Below are 17,967 nucleotides of genomic sequence, written 5' to 3' on the forward strand. Positions count from 1 at the left end.
CGTGCCACGCGCCGCGGACGCTCAGAAACCGTGCGTCTTGTTCCAGGTGCGAACGCGCTCTTTCTGGATTTCCTTCTGATTACGCCGGTAGTCCTTCACGTAATCCTTGGCCGCTTCCTTGTCGTAGCCATAGCCGGGCGGTGGCGGACGCCAGCCCGGACGCGGCGGAGGAGGACGACGATAGCCATAGCGCGGCGGCGCGTCGTAATAGCCGGGAGGCGGCGGCGGATAATAAGCGCGCGGCGGCGGGCCGTAATAAGCCGGCGGCGGCGGCGGATCGTCATCGAAAAACAGGAATTGAACGCTCTCGACGGTCGCACCCCATCCAGCCGATCCTGTAGCGGAAACGGGGGCTGCGTGAGCACCGCTTGCGAAGGCGAGCCCCGCTGTCACGGCACCGGCAATCCACATGCCTGGCTTCATCTCGTTGTCTCCTCCCCGCGAATCAAACCGGAAGTCGCGGGCTCCTTCTCCTATCTACCTATAACCAGGCTGTTGAACGAAGGATGAATTACCCGTTCAGGTGCCCTTGTACGATCCGACACGCTGAAAGAGCAGTCGCTGAGAAAATGAAAAGCCCGGCGCAAGGCCGGGCTCGACGCGTCACATGCCCCAATAGTAAGGCATTCGCCAATAGTCGTGCAGTTCGCGTTCCCGCTCCCGGTCGGACCAGCTATAGTCGCGGTCTTCTTCCCGATAAAAATCAGGCGCTCCGGTAAGCTCCTCTTCGGTGATGTCGGTGCGATATCCACCGAGGCTCGGATCATACGACAACTTGGCCCAAGGGATTGTGTGCGTCTCCCCGCCAAGTCCGAGGAAGCCGCCGAAGGTCATGACCGCGTATACGACCTTGCCGCTGACTTTCTCGATCATCAGGCGGTCGATCGTTCCGATTTTGCTACCCTTGGGATCGTAGACCTTTGTGCCCTCGACGCGATCGCTGTCGATCATCGGGTTGGGCGATACTGATTGCCCCGCTGCAAGCGTTGCCATTGTTGAATCTCCTCTCAACGAATGCGGGGAGAAATACCCAAAGCGCAGCGGGTTCCATTGAACCTCAGCAGTTTTTTTTCGGAACCTAGGTCCATTCGACGCATTCTCCAACCCGTACTGAGTTCGAAGAGGAGAATGTTGATGCGCCGTTTTTTCATCACTCTTGCCGCGGCCTCGATCCTGTCTGGCGCTGCGATAGCGCAAGAGACATCGACCACAGGAGCGATACCGCCGAGTTTCGTAGCCGTGAAGCCTGACTCCATGCTGAGCTACAATCTCGTCGGATTGGACGTGAGCAATCCAGGCAACGAGACGGTCGGCGAGATCAAGGATCTTGTTTTGGATCAAGGCCGCCTCGCGGGTTATATCGTCTCTGTTGGAGGGTTCCTCGGCATGGGGGATCACTACGTCGTCGTCGATCCTGCTGCCGTCCGAGTCTCTTACAACGCCTCCGATTCGAAGTGGCACGCCATGATGAATACGACAAAGGAACAGCTCAAAGCCGCTCCTGAATTCAAATATGAAGGCAAATGGAAGCGCTGAACGCTGTAGCGCTATGAAATCAGAGGGCCCCGAACGGGGCCCTCTTCTTTGAGTAAAGCGGAGTGCTTCACGGATATCAACTCGCCGAAGTCACAGGCTTCGAGCGAGCATCGCGGCCGCCGATACGGCGCACTAAAAGCCAGTCGATCGACAGGATCGCGATCAGGGACATACCGACGAGCGGATAGACGATCCCGACAAGCACCATAATCGAAAGAACCCCGCGCATCGCCGATTTGTCCGACGGCATTGGCGGCACGCCGAGCATCCTTTTCGGCCGACGCTTCCACCACATCACAGCAGCGGAAATCGACATGACGACAATACCGAGACAGACGACGGCCAGAACGATTTTATTCGCGAGCCCGAATTGCTGGCCGAGATGCGTATTGATGCCCCATTCCATCGCTCGCGCGAACGGGCCGTATTCCGCATAACTCAAATCGAACAAGGTATCTCCCGAATACTGGTCGAGATGGATGACACGCTGCTTCGGGAGATCGTCCGGATAAACCGTGGCGCTATAGACACCGGTCGGCTTGGTCGGGAGGCTCACGGCGTATCCGTGCGTCAGCCCCAGCTTGTCGAAAATTGCGATAGCTGCATCGACCCCAATCGGAGGCGCGACCTTCGGGGATGAGAGCGGCATCTGTGCCTGTTCGAGAGACCATGTCGTCGGTCCTGTCGCCTGTGAAAGTCGCTCGGACGACATAGGCACATCCACGTAAAGGCCTGAAGGATAGCCGTAGTTGCTGCCGTTGGCCCATTGATTGGCATAGTCTCCCCACACGACCGACCAGGGCATGCCTGTCACCGCAAGAAACGTGATGAAGGCCCCGGCGACAATGCCCGTCACTGCATGGAGATCGCGCCAGAACACGCGCTTCTTCGGCGTGCCACGGACTGAAAGAACGCCACCTGTCTGCTTGCGCGGCCACCACAGGAAGATGCCGGTTCCAACGAGCAGAATTGTCCAACCGGCAGCCATTTCAATGAAGCCGCGCGCCACCGGTCCGATGATCTTCAGGCTGTGTAGATGGCGGATCGTCCACATGATCGTGCCCTGGAAGGGCAGCGTTCCGAGAACCCTGGCATCATAAGGATCCACATAGACCACGAGCCGTTCGCCGGACGGAGCTTTGACGGTGATTTCGGCAGAGGATGTCGGAGTGGCAGGCGGCATGATTTTCAAAGCGACGCTCGGCTGCGCGGCAAGCGCTGACGTGATCAAAACGCTTGCGGGACGTTGCGGTGTCTGACGGAGTTCTACCTGCTTCAGGTCTCGATAAACGATACCTTCGATCTCATCTCGGAACAGATAGAGCGCGCCTGTCGTCGCGAGCAGGATCAGAAACGGCAGAACGAGGAGTCCCGCATAGAAGTGCCAGCGCCAGACGACGCGATAAAGGTCGGTAGCGCGCGCGACGCGCTCGCCCTCATTCGAGGTCGCGGAGAGAGTCGTCATCGGGGATGTTCCTCAAATTTATATGTTGGCTGCAGCAGCGGCGCAGGCCGCACACGATGCTTGCCGGTCGCTTTCGCAGCCGGATTCCGCGTCGCTATGCTGGAAATACTTTTAGGCGTTTCGCTCGATCGTACCGGCGGCTCAATGCCCCGAATGATCGACAGCACCGGCTGCGCCGATGGCGTCGACGACGAATTTCACCTGCACTGTTCCGGCCTTCTCGAAAGTGAGCGTCCCGGAGAAAGGCTCGCCTTCCTTGAGCGGCTTCTTCAGATCCATCAGCATCAGGTGATAGGAGCCGGGCTTGAAAGTCACGGATCCTTTCGCCGGCACGACGACGCCGTTCGGCAATTGGCGCATGGTCATGACGCCGTCATTCAGCGCCATCTCATGGATCTCTGCGCGACCCGCGATCTCTGCGGTCACCGAAACCAGCCGGTCTTCCGCGTCGCCTTCATTTTTGATGGTGAGATAGCCACCACCGACTTTCGCGCCAGCAGGCGTGGCCCGAGACCAGGGGTGCTTGATTTCGAGAGAGCCGATCTTGAATTCATGGGCGACAGCGCCCTGAGTGGCGACGAGGAGGAAAGCACCGATCAGTGCTGCACCAGACTTGGATTTCTTGAACATGATCTTGCTCCGCATGAGCGAGTGCCGTTTCGCAATGCGAGTTGGCGACACAAGGAAAACTGAATGCGGTTGAAAAGATCCGGCGCCTCACGTGAGAGGCGGAACGGACCAGCCTAAACTTTCAGTGGCGGAGCACGCGGATTTCCCGGTGTTCGGACAGAAACCACGACCACATGCTGATCCCTTGCCGGGATCGACACGAGCGTCATGGTCGATTGAAGTGAGATCAGTCTTGCTGTCTGCGGAGGCGGCGCGAAAGCCGCATTGAACATGCCGCAGCCGAGAACACAGCAATTAGGAACATGCGCCTTGTTTGAAGACGCGTCGCCCTCTGAGGTTGACGGGCCGGTAAGGCAGAGAACGGCATGAGCGTCGCTCGTCTGAAGGGGCGCCGCTGTCGAGCCGAGCGTCAGGCCCACCAGCAACGTCTGGATAGCGAGCAGGTAGGCTGCGGCAACCGCAACCCAAGACGCCCATCCTTTTCTGCGCTGCGCTGTCACGCCTTGCGGCCCTTTCGTCGCGCCACCCTGGGAAATCCTTCGGGCAGCGACTGTTTCGCAAATACCGGCATTGACTGAAATTCTCAAGCGCCTTCCCCGCAGCCTCAGCCTTGGGCATATCGCCTGCCGAAGAATTTCATCGAGCCTCCCTTCACCTTCACAATGGGAGAAAATTCGATGCGTGACGTTGGTTCTTCGTCAGTCGCAATTATATAGGAAAAGATACAACGAAGGATCCTTGCCAGTTTCCGCGTCCTTGTCATTCATCTTTTGCTGGTTCAGTCTTTTAAGATCTTAGTGTGTCGAAGTTCCGAAGATCATTCAGGAGAGCGGGTTGCCGCTGAAGGGCCGATGGTGGCAACGCGACTGAAAAAGAACCACCGAGTGACCAAGCGCCCTCCTTTTGAATGCATTTCACTCCTGCTTCAGGGGGGCGGTGCTCTGGGAGCGTATCAAGCGGGCGTGTATGAAGCGCTCGCGGAAGCCGATCTTCATCCCGATTGGGTCGCCGGCATCTCCATTGGAGCGATCAACGCGGCGATCATCGCGGGCAACCCTCCCGAAAGCCGGGTCGGCAAGCTGCGTAAGTTTTGGGAGAGCGTCAGCGACCGGCCCCAACTCGATCCGTTCACCGAGATTTGGCACGCCGTCTTTCAAGGGGAGATGGCTCGCGCCGCGTTCAATCAGCTTAACGCAGCGACCGCTCTTCTCAAGGGTGCGCCCGGCTTCTTCGAACCCCGCGTTCCGCCCCCGTGGCTAGCCGCGCCCGGCTCGCCGAACGCGACGAGCTATTACGACACGAGCATCCTCAAAAGCACCCTCGAGGCGCTGGTGGATTTCGATCGGATCAATCGAGACGGCACGCGGATCGCCCTCGGCACCGTCAATGTCCGCACGGGCAACTTCGTTTATTTCGACAATCGCACTCATACCATCGGCCCTGAACACGTCATGGCCAGCGGCGCGCTTCCGCCCAACTTTCCGGCCATCGAAATCGACGGTGAGTTCTTCTGGGATGGCGGCCTCATCTCAAACACGCCGTTGCAATGGGTGACGGAGGAAAGCGGTGCGCGTCAGGACACTCTGGCCTTCCAGGTCGATCTCTGGAATGCGCGCGGCGAAATTCCCCGCGATCTGGGCGAGGTCGCGGTGCGGCAAAAGGAAATCCAGTTCTCCAGCCGCACACGCGCCAAGACGGACGAATTCAAGCGCGTGCAGAAGCTGCGCGTGGCATTGGCCGGCCTTCTCGAGAAGCTCCCGCCGGAGATCGCCGAAAGCGAGGAGGCCAATATCCTGCGTCCCGCCGCCGACCGAAAGGTCTACAACATCGTTCATCTCATCTACCGCTCGCGGCAATACGAGAAGCACTCGAAAGATTACGAGTTCTCGCGGCTCAGCATGGAGGAGCATTGGCAAGCAGGCTACAATGACGCCGTGCGGACTCTTCGCCATCCGGAGATCTTCGAACGCCCCAGCAGCCTCGGCGGCGTATCGACCTTCGACCTCTCACAAAGTGGAGCCGATTGATCGCGGATAGATCGCCTATGACCTTCCTTTAATCACCCATTCTTCTCCAGAAACGGTGACCGATGATGCGTCCGACCTTGTTCTTCCTGGCTTTGGGGCCTCGATCACGCTTTCGGCCTGCAACAGCTGATCCCGGACAGGTGGTGCAAGCTGGGCAAATGATCGTGCAGATATCGCAGCTCACCGAGCGCGAGGCTGTCTTCTCCATCGCGCCGCAGCGGATCGCCTATGCTCGCGTAGGCATGCCCATCAAGATCTGGCTGCAGGAAAAACCTTTTCCCATTGGGATAGATGTGATTCTCGTGTCCGACCAGCCACAGGTCGTGAAGCAGGCCATCGGCGGGTTTACGGAGGCTTTGTTCGAAGCCATCGGCATCGTACTTCTGGTCAGCTTCGTCAGTCTCGACCTGCGCGCGGGGCTTGTGGTGGCGCTCTCGATCCCGCTCGTTCTGTCCATCCGATGGCCTTCGCAATCGTCGGCGGCCTGGCCGGCGCAACGGTGTTGACGCTGATCTTCCTGCCCGCTCTTTACGTCGCCTGGTTCCGGGTTCAGGAGCCTGGCGATTCCGCCATGGCTCAAAGGCCCCCTGGACAAGGCGGGATTGTGGGCAACGTCGCAACACCGACCCGCTAGGCGGCAACAGGCAGCCTAGCGATATCCCCGTTTAACGCGTTGCTCCCTGGACGCGAATGACAACTCGCAAAGGGCCATATTCCGTCTGCGTCCGTGCATCGAAGGTAAGGCGCCCATCGCTCGCAATGCGTGTGTTGTCGTGAGAGCGAGAGCTCGGGCCTCCCATAACGACATCCGACCGGATCCGACCAGAGACCCGGAGGCACGTTCTGGTTCCGGGCACCGAGGTAAAGCCGGGCATGCAGGAATGGGCGATGCCTACCGGTAGAGCGGCTGCCTCACGGGGCGACGCCCCAGCGGTATCCGACATCGCCATCAAAAGCAGAACGGGTAAGGCAAGCCTCATCTTCATCGTTCATGCTCCCTAGTCGACCAACCGCAAACTCCTTCAGGCTCTTCGTAATTTAACCGGATCCGGCCCGTTGTCGAATAGCGCGCGAGGACTAATTCACCGGGCATGGTCTTAAAGGCAGCAAGATCCATCTGGAGGATCACCATGAAATTGGTTTCGGGCACCCTGGCCGCGGCATTGTTGCTTTCAATTCAGCCCGTCGCCGCGCAAAGCAGCAACAACAACGCGGGCGCCTTCGGCGCCATGAACCCCGGAGCCTACGGCAACGGCGGCGGCGGACAGAGCGATAATCAGAAGATCCTCGAGGAAACGGTCAAGAAAATGCGGGACGGAACGTATACCAACGACATTCGCAAGGCTCAGGAGAATGTAGAGGCTTATGCGCGCCTGCGGGCACGCGAGGGCAAAATCCCCTAAGAGCGGCTGGACAGAATTCCCCGCCGCAACCGACCACTGACAGAGGCTGCCTTTAGGAGCGGCCTCGTTTTCGTGTTCTGAAAAGGCTCAAAGGTGTGTCCTGCAAGCCACGCTGTCAGAACGTTAGAATACATTTCCCAATCGCCGGTTGACACAGCCTCCATTCTAAGTTGATTTTCCCAAGCTAAGCAGGGCTTCCCCTCCTCGTCGGGGAGCAAAGGAGTTCAACGGATGATGTTCGCCAAGCATCTTCTCGCCGCATCCGCCTTCGTTTTTGCCTTAGTCACCGGTGCTCAGGCCGCGGATCTTCCCGTAAAGAACGCCGCTCCGGTCGAATATGTCCGGATCTGCTCGACCTACGGTGCGGGTTTCTTTTACATCCCCGGAACAGAGAGCTGCCTGAAGATCGGCGGGCGCGTCCGGGCCGAGATGATGTATGTCGAACCCATTACACGGGGGAACGACATCCTAGGCTCCAGGGTGCGCGGACGCATTCAGCTCGACCACCGCACGGCGACCGCCTACGGCCTGTTGCGCGCCTTCGTTCGGTTCGAGATTACGCGCGTTTCCGGCCTCCCCTACGGACAGCCCGGTGTGATCGCGCTCCAACCCAACGTTCCTCAGGCCTATATCCAATTCGGAGGTCTCACCGCCGGTCAGGTGACATCCTTCTTCTCGAGCCCGGATCTGCCTATCGTTCACATGGGCACTCTCCGCTATGACGACGCGCCCGAGGTAATGCTGTTCGCGTATACCTACTCCTTCGGCAACGGCTTCTCGACGTCGCTTTCGATCGAAGACGGGCTCGGCCGCAGACAGATCAATCCTTACACGCCCATCCCAACCACGAGCCCCCTCGTCTATGGTGGCGAAAGGCTGCCGGATGCTGTCGCCAACATCCGTTACGTCGGGACATGGGGGACGGTGCAGCTCGCCGGTGCGCTCCATCAAATCCGGGATGCAGGCGTGGCGAATTCGATCGTCAACGACGTCGTTGTTCCGGGACGCGTCTTCGCCGGGACGAAATACGGCTACGCCGTCAGCCTGCAGGGCAGCGTGAATCTCCCCGAGATCGCTCCCGGCGACGGGGTGTGGTATGCCCTGAGCTACGTGAACGGCGCGCTGAGCTATCTCGGTTTCGGCACCTACAATACCGGCATTTTCGGCGCCGGCATCGTGAGCACGCCGGCGGTCGACGCTTTTGTCGATACGCTGAAGAATGACCTCAGCAAAGCGCGCGGCTATTCCTTCGCGGGTGGCTTCAATCATTTTTGGACGCCGGAGTGGAGAACGAGCATCTTCGGCTCTTGGGCCCACGTGGAATATTCGAGCCCGGCAAGGGCTATCGGCCCTGTCGGCAATGTGACGGGCCTTCCCAATTTTTCTGAAACGCGCTTGGGCACCAGCACCTTCTGGCTGCCCGTCAGCGGCCTCGCGGTGGGCGTGGAGGCCATGTATATCAAGGCCGATACGCAGGGGCGCATTCTGGCAATCAAGCCCGGGGCTGCCGCGTCGATCCCGGTCTTGACCAGGAACGACTCGGCGGTTGAGGTGCGCGCACGCCTGCAACGCGATTTCTGATCTCAGGAAACGACGACGACAGGAGCGATAGTCAGCTCAATTCCAAAGCCCGTATTCTTCCCAGCGGGCTTCTGGAATCTCTTCGCCCGTCGTGAATTCGAAAGACAACGCCGATTTTTGGTCCGGCGTCAGCGTGCATTTGAATTCCATCCGATACCAGCGGCCGTTCTCCCGAAACGCGCCGCCCTTCCCTTCGACGAGACTTCCCTCGATATCAGGGGTTTCCATCGCATCGACGATGACCCGGTCGACCTTGTTGAATTGCGCGCTTCGCCGAATCTCTTGCGCTGCTTTGATGTCGCAAACCTGCATCATCCGGGTCGTTGGCTCGAGACGATCGAGCCCGCGCTCCATGCGGGGGCCGGCCGCCAGGACAGAACCGCTCGTCACCATGAGAACGACGGAGACGCCTGCAAACAATCGCGCCACAACCTGCAAGATATTTCTCCTCGAATGCCGGGAAATCAATGACCGCCGGAGCGGGTGCGTGCGCTGAGACCGTGGCGATATGATGGCTTCGCGACAGAATGGGGAGAGGCCGGCCCCTTACATTCCGCTTCAAAATTCCGATCGAGACGATGAGCTGCGCGGCTTAATTTTCCGAGAACCTAAAAGTGCTAAAAGGCCCCGAATTAACGATTCGCGGCGCCTCTTTGCAAAGGTCGATGCTTCTCATGAAAGCTTTCATTGCGATTGTAACGGCAGCGTCCCTTTCGTTATTGACCGGCATCGTTTCGGTTCGGCCAGCCTCAGAGCCAGCCTATTGGCCGGCAAAAATCGACGAATTGAATCAGTCCTTGGATGAAGACCAACTGCTCTTCATCGCCCATGCCGGCGGCGGTTATGAAAAGCATGGCTATACCAACTCACTCGATGCTTTGGAGAGCTCATACAAAGACGGGTTTCGTTTCTTCGAACTCGACTTCATGAAAACGACCGATGGCAAGATCGTATGCATTCACGATTGGGGGGCTAGCCCCCTCACTTATGACCAGTTCAAGAGCAAGCGATATGACGCGTCCAACCCTCTCATGCGGTGGAACAACTGCACACTCAATTCTCTCGCTCGATTTCTCGCAAAGCATCCCGACGCATCGGTGATTCTGGACACGAAAGAAGAACAGACGAAAGCCGTGTTTTTTGAAATCGCGTCTCACTTGAGGGCAACGCAGGATATTGCGATCGAACGCATCATTCCGCAGGCGTATAGCCTCGCTGAGGCGCAGGTCTACAGATATTCAGGCTTTCCAAACATCATTTACACGATCTACAAAGCGCCCGGCGCAACCGATGTCGTGGAGGCTTGCGATCTCGGCGGCGTCGCTATTACCGCCCCGATCCAATGGATCCTCGGGGATCATCTGAAAATCACTTCGGATCCCGCGTCGAATCCTTTCGCGTCTCTGAGTGACGATTGCCCCGTCTTCGTCCACCCGATCAGAAAACCGGGCAGGCTCTTGCAAGCTATGGAAAAAGTCCCGCAGATACGAGGAATCTACACACACGTTCTCCATCCGTCATTGCCCGACGACGGAGCCTAGACGAACAGCAAAGTGCGAAGCGCCGGAACAATTTATCGGTGCACTGCCACTGGCGAGCCATAGCAAGATCAGCGCCGAACGCGCGTCGACAGCCTCAAATGCAGGCCAGCAATATGGCCTGACTAGCCGGCAACGGGACGCTCCAGCCACTTCAAGACACGCTGCAGGAGGACAGTTGCAATCTGTCGTAAAAGACCACCAGGCGATGCCTCTGAGGAGGCCTGGAATTTGCGTCCGTTCAAGTAGATGTCACCGCTCAGGTAGAGGCCCCCATACGCATCGACGGCCAGCACCTCGCGCTTGCCATCCGGCGTGACGATCCGCAACCCCTCTTCAGCCATTCGAATGGTCTGCCACCGCAGCGTATCCTGCCCAACCCAACGGCTCCCGGTGTAGATCTCCCCACCCTTGCCTTCGTCGAACACGATTCCGGTGCCGGGTCCCGCGCTTTTAATTTGCACCGCACCCCACTTGAACAGGGTCCGGCGAAAATCGAGTCCAATATGTGACTTATCGAAGTCACTGACGATGAGGCGCCCGTATTCGGGGTGAATTGAGTTCTGAAAATAGATTCCTGCCTCGAACTGCCCCTTGCGCAACTCGGGTGCGCAATCGAAGTTCTCGCAGATAACGGACAGGGCATGCGAATTGGGATTTCCGAACCCGACAATCGAGATGCCATGCTTCGCCTTGTTCGGATAAACACCCGGCTTGCCGCCATTCAGAACATCGACCTCCAGGCCGGTGAGCTGACAGTCGAACTCGTCCCTAGGGACCGCCTTGAATCCTTCGGGAACGAAGGAGCCGCGCATGGTCGTCGGATCATAGTAAGATGAGCGCGCCGAGAAAAATGCACCCCACGCTCCGGATCCTTGAGCTATTGCCGCTCCATCGCCCCAAATCGGAATGGCGTTGGCGCCTGGAATGAAGTTCAGCACTTCAGACAGAATGAGCTGATAGTGGTTATGCGTGTCGTGGTAATTTTCCGGTTTTTGCTGATCCAATGGTACTGTGTGAGTTGGTTCCCCTTTCCACGTTGTCCATTGGTCCGTCGGCTGAAGAATATCGGAATAATAAACTCTGCCTCTGAGACGGGTCTGCAATTGGCCATATTGAGGCCAGATCCCCTTCGCTCGAACATGGAGAGGATGGATATAGGACGGAGCAAAATCGATCGCCTTTATGCTCTGGTTAGTCTCTGCAGACACTGTCTCTACTCGCTGACGAGAGGTAACTTCTGAATCGATTGACGGCGACGCCGCCACGGGGCCGGCAGCCGCCAAACCGGAAAGTTCCGCGCCGATTTCAAGGCCGCTATCGCGAAGGATTCTGGCCAATTTTGAGGCGAGCTCATGCCGGGTCGTGTCGAACTCAAGTCCATCGAATCCGGCTCTTCGTTTTACCTCTTCGACATCGGCGCACTCCAGAAACTGCTCGGTGCTGAGGACCGGTAGGCGCCCCGTGCGCGCGAGTTCATTCGTCCGGGAGTCGTGAGGAATGATGATCCCCGGGGTGCCAGCTTGAACCGCGAGAATATTTCCGTGCAGTCGGGCGCCAACGCTCAGGTCGAACTGCTTCAGATGTGCCAGCCAGGCATCGATATCAAAGAAAGTTTTGAAAGATGCCTGCGCCACCTGCAGAAATTCTTCGGGCGACAAGTCCGGCGAGAGGTATGACCTGATAGCGTCGATATCGGCGTCGGAAAGCTCATCGAGCCGCCCTCTGGCCAATGAGATCACCTTCTCCGGTGCCTGGCAGACATAAGGCGCGCCGCGTTTCGACGCCCAATCAAACACTTTTCTTTCAACGGCGCGTTGATCGTTGTGAAACTCACCCTGACAAAAAGCGACGCTCCGACTTGGCGCGGAGAGCTTTTTTTCAAGTTCGCGCCCGAGTGTCGCGGAAGGATTGAGGAAGAACGATGGGCACCCGACAACCTCGACATTGTGAATTCCGAGGCCACCCAGGACCTCCGCCGTGTACGTCCCTCGGACGCCAAGCGTGAGGCTGCGCTCTGCTATCACGCTCAACCAACGGCGAGTGCCCGCCGAGATCGTGACCTTATCTCCGACTTTATCGGCTTGAGCCCCAAGCCCGACAACGACGCAGGGTAGTTGCGTCCGCTCGAAAAGATCCGCAAAATATCCGAGATCATTGTTCGAGTTGATTTGATTGGCGGCGGGGAAGACGAGCGCATCATAGTTCGCCCGTACCTGGTCAGGGTTGAACGACCATGGGACGAATGATTTTTCATTCGCAATGTGCCGGGCTATCCCACCCCAGAAGGCGAAATTTCCCGTATTGAATCCACATTTAGGAAACAGGTCGCGCGTGGCTTCCCGATCGCTATCTGGAATACGGCCGGGACCACCCGTAGAAACAATAGCAACACGCATCTGAAAATTCTCGCTAACGCGATAACGCGTCCATCTCTTGGCCAAGTGCGTCGCAAGCAACGTGCGCCGCTCCACTCCAGTTGACGTGGTCGAGTTGGATACGCCCACGTATATATTCTTACTGTTGCAACCCTCGAACTGAGCGGCAAGACGGCTTATTTGAGCGAAACCATATCTTCCCATTAGATAAGTGGTGGCAGCGGTGTCAAGAAATATTGATATATTATTTCCAAGAGGATATAGTCCCGGGAAAATTCACAAACAACTTTATTATGTACAACCTGTAGGGGCATCGATTGCTTTCTGGCTACATCAATTCGGCCACAGGCCCTGTTATTGGCCAGTGGCATTTCAAGGGGCGCCGCCTGTTCGGCTGGGCCTCAACCCTTGCGGGTGCCGGAGAACCGGCTGTTCTCGACCTGCGAGTCATGAAAAAGCGTAAGGCGCTTGTCTGTGATATTTTTTGGGCGGGAGATCTTCCTGCACAAATAAGTCATCGCTTTGTCGGCTTCGAGTACAATATCGAAGACGCTCTTCTTCGGGAGCATGACCAGATCCCTGTGCAGTTGGTGATCGGCAAGAAGGATTTTGCAAGCCCGGTCGTGATCGTTCCGACCCTCAGCTTCAATACAACCCAACTCCACATCGACACGATAAGCAGCGGTTCGATCGAAGGCTGGGCTTGGTCGCCATTCGGCAATGGCGACGAGCCTGTCTATCTGGACATCGATAAAAAGCGATTCTCCGTTTGGCCAACCGAGTTTAGGCGCGATCTCTACGAGGCCGGCTTTGCAAATGGCGCTTGTAGCTTCAAGCTCAATTTGCGGCAATCGGGGACTCCGCTTTCCGCAAAAACCATCCGTGCCACTTTCATGGACGCGAGCAAGGAGTTCACGATTGGCCGCAGAGAGAGCGCTTTCGAAAAGATCGAGAACATTTCCCTTGTGAAGTTGGCACAGCCTAGCGTCATACCCCAGCCCCGCTATCTCATTACTCTGTGAAGCCCATGTCGCTGGTAAAGAAACGCCTCAGATTGGTTCCCCTCGCGTCGATCGAAGATATAGACGCCGATCCCCTGCACGCTTCGAAAACGCGCCTTAAATCGGTCGTCGATGTTGACCTCGCCGGCGCCGATGGCGCGAAAATGCACGAGCACTTGATCGCGGTTCAGCAGCTCAAGGAGATGATCCTCCGCAGACGCCCGCGATGCGTAACGTTCGACGTCTTCGATACATTGCTTTGGCGGCCCGCGCGCGCGCCTCATCATATGTTCGCGGGCCTGGGCGCTGCCTTGCAAGATGAAGGTCTGCTCTCATCTCGGATCGATCCTGCCACGTTCGCCGAAGCGCGACGGGCCGCCGAAACGCGAGCCAGGGACAGGAAGGTTGCACGAGGCGAGATCTGGGAAGTCAGCCTCAGTGAAATCTACGCGGAACTCCAGGCGTGCATTGATGGTGCCGTGGAGAAGGCGGTTGCAGCAGAGGTGGAGTTCGAACGGGCGACCACATTTCTAGACCCCATTCTGTCAAACCTCATTCAATGGATTGACGCGCAAGGGATCAAGACCGCGTACGTTTCAGACACGTACTATTCCGCCTCGCAGATATTCCGGCTTCTGCACGACAAGCTTCCGATTCAGATTGCGGTTAGAGACATATTCGTCTCGTCTGAAAAGCATGTCGATAAGTGCAGGGGACTGCTTGCCTACGTCTGCAACGCTTATGGCTGCTCTACATCGTCGATCATGCACTTTGGCGATAGTCATGAGGCTGATCACATTGGTGCCGAGATTGTTGGTGCCTTCCCCATCCATATTCGACAGTTCAAGGACCTCGATCGGGAGCGCGTCCAACTGGAGGATCGGCTTGCGACCGTCTTGGGGCGCGATTGGAGCGACGAAGGTCTGCGCGTGGGGATAGACCCCTTGCGAAGGCATGTGTCTCTTGCGGCACGCGGTCACATCCACTCGTCCAGCCTCGCGTCGGACCTGGCTTTCTCGACAGTGGGACCGGTCTTGGCCGGCTTCGTCGAATGGGTTGTGACGCGCGCTGTAGAACTCAAAATTGAAAAGCTCTTTTGTCTGACGAGAGAAGGGCTTTTTCTCTCGGAGCTCATAAACCTTTACGCAGAGCACACAAAAACGCGCGTTCTCGCTGTACCCTTCCTATCGTCCAGGGCAGTGACCTATCCCACATTGTTTCATAACTGCGATAGGGACGAGTTCAGGACGTTCTTTTTTTCACGGCGAACTCCGCTCACGCTGCGCGGCTTTTTCGAGAGAATTGAAAGCCCAAAACTGGTAAGCGAGTTCCCGACCCAGCTCAGAGACCTTCCTCTCAGAAACGGCTCGGATGAAACAGATGCCATCATTCGGACCCTGAGCGGCTCCGAGAAATTTCATGTGCCCATTCGCGAGTGGGCCCGAAGGCAGAGAACATCGCTCAAGCGCTACGTGGATGCGGTGGCGGAGGCCGTCGAACTTCAGCGGGATACGGAAACGGTTGCTTTTGTCGATCTCGGATGGACGACCAAGTCGCAACGCGTTCTCGAAGGCGCTCTTAAAGAAATCGGTTACAACAATCCGACAATCGGGTTGTATCTCGCCACCGATAACAACGCCAAAGACGAAATGGCGCGCGGCACGCTATCGCAAGGCTTCCTCGTCAATTGCGGATTACCCCGCAACGACTCCAATCTCATTCTGAGATGTAAAGAGATCTTCGAGCAAGTCTGCTCGGCGGATGTTGGGTCCGTGAAAGGATATGGAGAACAAGGGCAGGTTCTGTTTGCACCAAACTCGGTCCACGCGCGACAAAGCCGCTTTCTACGGAATCTTCGGAACGGGGTCCGCCAATTCATCAAGAGTTATCTGGTTCTGCGCGGCGACCCGCAGTATCGGGCGGCTCCAACCTCCATCTCCGAGATGCAGCCTGCCCTTAGAATTTTGCTCGGTCGGCTGACCGTCATGCCGACAGACCCAGAAATCGAGGAGCTGGGAGCGTGGGATCACGAGGAGAATAACGGCTCCGACGGCGTGGAGCGGATCTGCGATCCCTATTTCCGTGAACTGGTGCGCTACGGAACGGCCGATCAGTTGAACCACTTGCCGGCATATTGGCTGTTCGGCCTGATGAAGCATCACCGCCCGGCGATGTTTGAAAGCCTTCTTCTGAAGTCTATCGGCTATCAGGCTGCCGGTTGCGAACGCTTTTGCGCTGCGCGCATGTACGTGACGGATTCCGACGGTGCCGTGGCCGATTTGCCCGCAGATTATTTCGTGTCCACAGACGGGCGTGCCTTATCTTCCGTTTCATTTTTCACAACTGAACCCGTCAAGTTGGAATGGGGCAATTATGGACCCGATCCATCCGTCTTTATCGAGCGGATCTTGATCTCCGTGCGGAATTGCCAGAATGGAAACGTAAAACGCAAAATTCATTTCCGCCCAAAGGTCACCGTTCCGAATTCGACTCCCGACGTCAACGGCAGGATCGGCATTTTCCAAAACGACAAAGCGCGGCTTGAACTTCCGGCCTTCAAAGGCCCGCACGAAATTTCGATCATCGTTTGCCTGTCAACACATTGAGACGAAGAGAAAACTCGATGCGCATCGCAATTCTGTCCCCCGCTCCCATCAAAGGCTCAGGCGGACTTCGCACCATTTTCAGTTACGGCGCCGCGCTCATGAAGCAAGGCTACACCGTCGATGTCGTCATCGTCGATCCGGTCGACAATCCGAGCGCAGTCGCGCAGCAAGTGACCGATTTCTACACAGTCGAAGGCCTCGGCTTCCAATCCTGGCCCTGCCGTCTTTCAGACTACGACGTCGTGATTTCGACGCGCTGGGACACCAGTGTGATCGCTCGCAATTCAGGCGCGCGACATAAGCTGTATCTGGTCCAAGATTTCGAAGCCGGCTTCAATCCGATGGGAGACGGTTTCATCTTCGGTGAAGACAGCTACATGTACGGGCTTCAGACGATAACTTTGGGGCGCTGGTTGAGCCAACGCCTGACCCGCGAGTTCGGCAACGTTCCCTATTCCATCGATTTCGGCGTCGATCGCGAAATTTATACGACGCGCCAACCCTTCTACGATCGCAAGCTTTCCGTCTGCGCGATCTTGCAACCGGAGAAGCCGAGGCGTTGCACTCAGCTCGTTCTCGAATCCCTCGGTATCGTCAAAACCAGACTGCCAAAAGCTGAGATAAATCTATTCGGTGGGGAGCCGATCCAACTTTGGTTCGAAGCGAACCAGCTTGGGATCATATCACCTCAAGAGCTTTCGGATCTGTACAATGAATCGGGAGTTGGATTGTGCGTCAGCTCATCCAATCCTTCGAGAATCCCGTTCGAGATGATGTCGTGCGGTTTGCCCACAGTGGACATCTATCGCAACAATACGATCTATGATTTCCCGTCCGAAGGCATGCTTCTTGCTCACCAAACGCCGGAATCGATTGCCGACGCACTTGTCGAGCTTCTGACAAACGGTGAACTTGCACTCAATCTGTCCGACGGCGGTCAAGCGTTCATGGAGGACCGCTCTTTTCAAACGGAGGCGGCCGATTTTGCAGCCGCCGTGCATGCCGCTGTCCATAACGGAGAGCCGAATCTCACGACCGAGTGGAGCCCACTCTATGTGGGCGAGCCCGTAATCGCGAATGTATATCGGCGCTCCGATGTCGAAGCGCATATCAGGTATCACCGCCATATGATTGCCTAAGCGGATATCGGGCTCAGCCGAGCAGCCGCTCCTCGATCGTTCGCATGGCGCGGCGATCCGCCTCCTCGTCTGAGAACAGATGGCCATGCACGTCGAAGGTCACCTGAATGGACGAATGCCCCATCACGGTCTGCACCCGCTTCGCGTTCATGCACTCTCGATGAACATCGAGGCAGCGGCATGGCGCAGGGAATGGAGTTGTATTTCGGCTTGGGAACCTTGAGCGGGTTCCCCTCCTTGTCCGCGCCGTCCACGAGGATCACCACACCGGCCTCGAACTGCATCGGGCCCCAGCCGCGGTTGATGATGTTGGCTGATGCTCGATGTTCCCTGCCCCATTCGGAAAAACGAGATCCAACTCACCCTTGGGGCAAGCCAGCTTCCATTCCCGCAGCGTGTTGACCACGATGGAGGCCAAGGCACGTCCCGGGTGTCGGCCTCGCTCTTTGGGGCTCCTATCTGTTTCCAGGCATCCGCCCGCTGCGAGACGGTCAGGACGCCTCGCTTCAGGTCCACATCCGCCCAGCGCAGCCCCCGGATTTCCGAAGCCCGCAGACCTGTGAAGATCGCCGTGATGATGAGAGGACGCCAGCGCCCAGCTGCCGCGCTGATGATCGCCCGCAATTCATCCTTGGTGGGAATCTCTGGCCGGGCCTTCCCGCG

General features: G+C 57.4%; 17 protein-coding genes and 1 pseudogene. 9 read left to right on the plus strand and 9 right to left on the minus strand.

Annotation, left to right across the window (positions count from 1 at the left end):
* Positions 1-21: 21 nt before the first annotated feature.
* Together AB4072_RS00845 and AB4072_RS00850 are read right to left on the minus strand one after the other, a co-directional pair.
* On the minus strand, positions 22-423 hold the full coding sequence (locus tag AB4072_RS00845; protein ID WP_441965016.1) for a hypothetical protein: 402 nt from the start codon (positions 421-423) through the stop codon (positions 22-24).
* A 180-nt stretch (positions 424-603) separates the two neighbouring features.
* A complete protein-coding gene (locus AB4072_RS00850) occupies positions 604-993 on the minus strand; it encodes a PRC-barrel domain-containing protein (protein WP_441965017.1) in 390 nt (129 codons plus the stop codon).
* A gap of 141 nt (positions 994-1,134) precedes the next feature.
* On the opposite strand from AB4072_RS00850, the gene AB4072_RS00855 reads away from it, so the two are divergent.
* Complete coding sequence (locus AB4072_RS00855; RefSeq protein ID WP_441965018.1) at positions 1,135-1,536, plus strand: PRC-barrel domain-containing protein; 402 nt, start codon at positions 1,135-1,137, stop codon at positions 1,534-1,536.
* A 76-nt stretch (positions 1,537-1,612) separates the two neighbouring features.
* On the opposite strand, the gene AB4072_RS00860 is transcribed toward AB4072_RS00855, so the two are convergent.
* The 3 genes from AB4072_RS00860 to AB4072_RS00870 all read right to left on the minus strand — a co-directional run bounded on the left by AB4072_RS00860 (position 1,613) and on the right by AB4072_RS00870 (position 4,218).
* On the minus strand, positions 1,613-3,001 hold the full coding sequence (locus tag AB4072_RS00860; protein ID WP_441965019.1) for a PepSY-associated TM helix domain-containing protein: 1,389 nt from the start codon (positions 2,999-3,001) through the stop codon (positions 1,613-1,615).
* A 141-nt stretch (positions 3,002-3,142) separates the two neighbouring features.
* Positions 3,143-3,631 carry a copper chaperone PCu(A)C gene (locus tag AB4072_RS00865; RefSeq protein ID WP_441965020.1) on the minus strand — a complete coding sequence of 163 codons (489 nt, stop codon included), beginning with the start codon at positions 3,629-3,631 and terminating at the stop codon, positions 3,143-3,145.
* A 113-nt stretch (positions 3,632-3,744) separates the two neighbouring features.
* Positions 3,745-4,218, minus strand: coding sequence for a hypothetical protein (locus AB4072_RS00870; RefSeq protein WP_441965021.1), 474 nt, complete (start codon positions 4,216-4,218; stop codon positions 3,745-3,747).
* Between the two features lie 264 nt (positions 4,219-4,482).
* On the opposite strand from AB4072_RS00870, the gene AB4072_RS00875 reads away from it, so the two are divergent.
* The gene (locus tag AB4072_RS00875) at positions 4,483-5,658 is read left to right on the plus strand and encodes a DUF3734 domain-containing protein (protein ID WP_441965022.1); all 1,176 of its coding nucleotides are present in this window, start codon (positions 4,483-4,485) and stop codon (positions 5,656-5,658) included.
* Between the two features lie 278 nt (positions 5,659-5,936).
* Positions 5,937-6,134 (plus strand): annotated as a pseudogene (locus AB4072_RS00880) (hypothetical protein); the annotation flags it as partial.
* A 189-nt stretch (positions 6,135-6,323) separates the two neighbouring features.
* Here the strand turns inward: AB4072_RS00880 and AB4072_RS00885 are convergent.
* Positions 6,324-6,644, minus strand: coding sequence for a porin (locus tag AB4072_RS00885; RefSeq protein ID WP_441965023.1), 321 nt, complete (start codon positions 6,642-6,644; stop codon positions 6,324-6,326).
* Positions 6,645-6,788: 144 nt separating this feature from the next.
* On the opposite strand from AB4072_RS00885, the gene AB4072_RS00890 reads away from it, so the two are divergent.
* The gene (locus tag AB4072_RS00890; protein WP_441965024.1) at positions 6,789-7,061 is read left to right on the plus strand and encodes a hypothetical protein; all 273 of its coding nucleotides are present in this window, start codon (positions 6,789-6,791) and stop codon (positions 7,059-7,061) included.
* Positions 7,062-7,292: 231 nt separating this feature from the next.
* Entirely contained in the window at positions 7,293-8,642 is a 1,350-nt protein-coding gene (locus AB4072_RS00895; protein WP_441965025.1) for a porin, read from the plus strand.
* 36 nt (positions 8,643-8,678) lie between these two features.
* On the opposite strand, the gene AB4072_RS00900 is transcribed toward AB4072_RS00895, so the two are convergent.
* On the minus strand, positions 8,679-9,071 hold the full coding sequence (locus AB4072_RS00900; protein ID WP_441965702.1) for a DUF930 domain-containing protein: 393 nt from the start codon (positions 9,069-9,071) through the stop codon (positions 8,679-8,681).
* A gap of 245 nt (positions 9,072-9,316) precedes the next feature.
* Here AB4072_RS00900 and AB4072_RS00905 point away from each other — a divergent pair, with 245 nt between their 5' ends.
* The gene (locus tag AB4072_RS00905; protein ID WP_441965026.1) at positions 9,317-10,183 is read left to right on the plus strand and encodes a glycerophosphodiester phosphodiesterase family protein; all 867 of its coding nucleotides are present in this window, start codon (positions 9,317-9,319) and stop codon (positions 10,181-10,183) included.
* Positions 10,184-10,305: 122 nt separating this feature from the next.
* Here the strand turns inward: AB4072_RS00905 and AB4072_RS00910 are convergent, their stop codons facing one another.
* Positions 10,306-12,579, minus strand: coding sequence for a polysaccharide pyruvyl transferase family protein (locus AB4072_RS00910; protein ID WP_441965027.1), 2,274 nt, complete (start codon positions 12,577-12,579; stop codon positions 10,306-10,308).
* A 296-nt stretch (positions 12,580-12,875) separates the two neighbouring features.
* On the opposite strand from AB4072_RS00910, the gene AB4072_RS00915 reads away from it, so the two are divergent.
* From AB4072_RS00915 to AB4072_RS00925, 3 genes are read left to right on the plus strand one after another with little or no spacing between them, the layout of a single operon-like run.
* Positions 12,876-13,580 carry a hypothetical protein gene (locus AB4072_RS00915; RefSeq protein ID WP_441965028.1) on the plus strand — a complete coding sequence of 235 codons (705 nt, stop codon included), beginning with the start codon at positions 12,876-12,878 and terminating at the stop codon, positions 13,578-13,580.
* Between the two features lie 5 nt (positions 13,581-13,585).
* Entirely contained in the window at positions 13,586-16,165 is a 2,580-nt protein-coding gene (locus AB4072_RS00920; protein WP_441965029.1) for a hypothetical protein, read from the plus strand.
* Positions 16,166-16,182: 17 nt separating this feature from the next.
* On the plus strand, positions 16,183-17,304 hold the full coding sequence (locus AB4072_RS00925; RefSeq protein ID WP_441965030.1) for a rhamnosyltransferase WsaF family glycosyltransferase: 1,122 nt from the start codon (positions 16,183-16,185) through the stop codon (positions 17,302-17,304).
* Positions 17,305-17,317: 13 nt separating this feature from the next.
* Here the strand turns inward: AB4072_RS00925 and AB4072_RS00930 are convergent, their stop codons facing one another.
* Positions 17,318-17,455: a hypothetical protein gene (locus AB4072_RS00930; protein WP_441965031.1), complete on the minus strand. Its 138-nt coding sequence runs from the start codon at positions 17,453-17,455 to the stop codon at positions 17,318-17,320.
* Between the last annotated feature and the right edge of the window lie 512 nt (positions 17,456-17,967).

Source organism: Microvirga sp. 2MCAF38 (assembly GCF_052115485.1).
Taxonomy (GTDB): Bacteria; Pseudomonadota; Alphaproteobacteria; order Rhizobiales; family Beijerinckiaceae; genus Microvirga.